The sequence below is a fragment of the Sphingomonas sp. CCH9-F2 genome (assembly GCF_001556735.1).
Taxonomy (GTDB): Bacteria; Pseudomonadota; Alphaproteobacteria; order Sphingomonadales; family Sphingomonadaceae; genus Sphingomonas; species Sphingomonas ginsenosidimutans.
This window is the reverse complement of the sequence record NZ_LSJO01000691.1, coordinates 1-2,962: the sequence shown is the minus strand read 5'-3', so window position 1 is coordinate 2,962 and position 2,962 is coordinate 1. Positions and strand designations below refer to the sequence as shown.

The 2,962-nt window shown below is 69.9% G+C and carries 2 protein-coding genes and 1 pseudogene; all 3 read right to left on the bottom strand.

The window, feature by feature from the left end; all coding sequences use genetic code 11:
• Positions 1-385: pseudogene (locus tag AX685_RS22985) on the bottom strand (trehalase); the annotation flags it as partial.
• 2 nt (positions 386-387) lie between these two features.
• Positions 388-1,389 (bottom strand): fumarylacetoacetate hydrolase family protein, encoded by a 1,002-nt coding sequence (locus tag AX685_RS19875; protein ID WP_066491904.1) that lies wholly within the window; start codon positions 1,387-1,389, stop codon positions 388-390.
• A gap of 82 nt (positions 1,390-1,471) precedes the next feature.
• Positions 1,472-2,962 (bottom strand): energy transducer TonB (locus AX685_RS19870; protein WP_066491902.1); only part of this gene is annotated, 1,491 nt, incomplete at its 5' end.

The following is a 2,962-nucleotide window of genomic DNA, read 5'->3' as shown; positions in this document are numbered from 1 at the left end:
GCGGCGGGCGCGTCAGCTGCGGCCACAGCGCGCGGATATGGTCAGCCAGCGGCGGGCGCTCGGCGCTGGGCGCGACGGTCGGCGCCTCCGCCGGCACGTCGAAATTGGCGAGCACGAACGCCTTCAGCGCGGCATCGTCGGCGGGCGGGGCGGCGCGATAATCGGCCATGATCGCGGCGGGATCGCGCCGTGGCACCGCATCGACGAAGGTCTTCCCGTCGGCGAAGATGCGCCGCATCTGTACGGCCTGGAACAGCGTACCGTACAGATCCGCCGGGGTCGCGGGCGCGGCCAGCAGCGGCGCGGTCACCGGCGGACGCGCCGCCGGCTGTTCGACGCACGCCGCCGCGACCGCCGCCAGCGGCAACACCTTCCATGCCCGCATCGTCAGGCGACCGTCTGTTCGATGGTGCCGAAGATCGGATGGTGGCGATCGTCCTCCGCCCAGATGCGCACGGTGTCGCCCTTCTTCAGGAACGGCGTGCTCGCGGTGCCGGTGCGGATCGTCTCGACGGTGCGCACCTCCGCCAGGCAGCAATAGCCGACACCGCCATCGGCCACCGGACGCCCCGGCCCGCCATCGGCGTCGCGGTTCGACACGGTGCCCGACCCGACGATCGTCCCCGCGCCCAGCGCGCGCGTCTTCGCGGCGTGCGCGATCAGCGTGCCGAAGTCGAACGTCATGTCCTCGCCCGCCTCCACCCGGCCCAGCGGCGCATCGTTCAGGTCGACCATCAGCTTGCGGTGCAGCTTGCCGCCCTGCCACCAGTCGCCCAGCGCATCCGGGGTCACGAACACGGGGGAGAAGGCCGACGCCGGCTTCGACTGGAAGAAGCCGAAACCCTTGGCCAGTTCGCCGGGGATCAGGTTGCGCAGCGACACGTCGTTGGTCAGCCCGACCAGCCGCACCGCCGCCAGCGCCTCCTCGCGGCTCGCGCCCTGCGGCACGTCGCCGGTGACGACGACCACCTCGGCCTCCATGTCGCAGCCCCATGCCTCGTCCGCGAGCGGGATCGGGTCGCGTGGCGCCAGGAAGCCGTCGGAGCCGCCCTGGTACATCAGCGGGTCGTGCCAGAAGCTGTCCGGCATCTCCGCCCCGCGCGCCTGCCGCACCAGCGCGACATGGTTCACATAGGCCGAACCGTCCGCCCATTGGTACGCGCGCGGCAGCGGTGCGGCGGCGCTGTGTTCGTGGAACCGCTCGCGCGGGATCGCCTCGTTGCGCAGGTCGGTGGCCAGCAACCGGAGGTGCGGCGCGATCCGGTCCCAGTCGTCCAGCGCCGCCTGCATGGTGGCGCAGATATGCGAGGCATCGGCATACCATGCCAGATCGTCGGAGACGACGACGAGCTTCCCGTCGCGCCCATGCTTGAGACTAGCCAGTTTCATGCGCAACCATCTCCTTTGCGCTCGGCCTAGCGCGATTGGTCGGGACGGAAAAGGGCAAAGGCAGCCTCCGCTGGCGGGCTTGCTAGGGGAGCCGGAAGATCACCTTGTTCCGGTTCGCCGCGCAGGCCAGACTGCCCGCTGGCCGATAGCTGCTGGTAAAGCGCGTCGCCTTGAACATGCCCACAGCAGCCTCATCGAACACGAACGGCGGATAGGCGACGGTCGCGCGCGGCTCCACGGTCGTACCGTCCGCGGCGATATCGAACTCGGCCTGCACCCACCCTTCGAAACCATTTCGCAGCGCTTCCATCGGATAATTCCGCGCGCTGAAACCGCTCCGCCTGACATCGGGCTTGGGCTCGATCATCGCGCATTGCTCCTCGGTCAGCCCGGTGCGATCGAACAGCGCCCTGGCCGCGGAAAGATCGCCCGCCTTCGCCAACTGATTGGCCCGCTGCAACAAGGCGCTGACCTTCAGCGGATGCTGATCGGGCAATCCGGCAAGGTCGATGACACGCTGCGTCAGGACCGGCACGTCGGCGGGCGGCTTCGATTCCATCGAGATCCGCGGCGCCTGTGCCGCCAGCATCATGACGGTCGCCGCGGTCAGCGGATCGGCCATCGCCACCGGATCGGACAGGATCGCGCGTGTCATCGCCGCCTCCTTGCGACCGTCCTCCTGCATGTGCGCCAGCGTGAGGGCGGCATAGGTCCGCACCGCGACCGGCGCGTTCGCCCGCGTGGCGACGGCGACCGCCTCCTTCGCCAGCGCATTGCGCTCCGCGTTCGTCACCACCCCGTTGGACGCGAGGGCCAGGAGCGCCGCGAGCATGCCCGCATCGTCCCCCGCAGACCGCGCTTTGGCGAGCGCGGCGCGCTCGATCGGGGCGGCCAGCGCCACCGGCCTGTCTCGCCACGCCGTATCGCCCGCACCGCGCGTCGCCAGCCATTCCATCGCCGCATCCTGCAACGGCTGGGTCAGCGACGGCCGCTCGCTGGCGCGGGTACAGCGCATCTCCACCCGCGTCAGATAACGGAACAGCGCCGGCACCTTGGCGATCGAATCGGGTTGCCATGACCAGCGCGCCGCCGCCTGCGCGAAGGCGGTCGCGGCGCCGCGCCCCGCCGTGGTGTAGATCGGGGACACGCTCGACACGTGCCCGTCGGTTTCCACTGAGAACTCGACGACCGCCACGTCGCCCGGCTTCAGTCCCGCCTCCCCGCCACAGGGCGCCGACACAAGTTGGTCGGCGCTCTGAAACGGCGAGTTTCCGATGCGGCCCGCTCCCGTAAACGACAGGTAGGTGCGGGCGGCATCCATATCGCCTGCCAGCTTCGCCGCGATCGCCAGATCCGACCGGGTGGAAATGTCGTTGAATCCCACCGTCGTCGTCAGCCCACCCTGTTCGCGCAGCGACGCCTTCAGCTGGTCATAGGCCTCCTTGTTCCTCCCCATGTTCAACAGCGCGCGCGCATATTGCGTCCGCACGGCGGCGATCGTTTCGCGGCGCTCGTCCGCGCCCTTCCTGATGTCCTGGGAACCGGACGATGCCGGCTGCGCCGGCAAATCCAG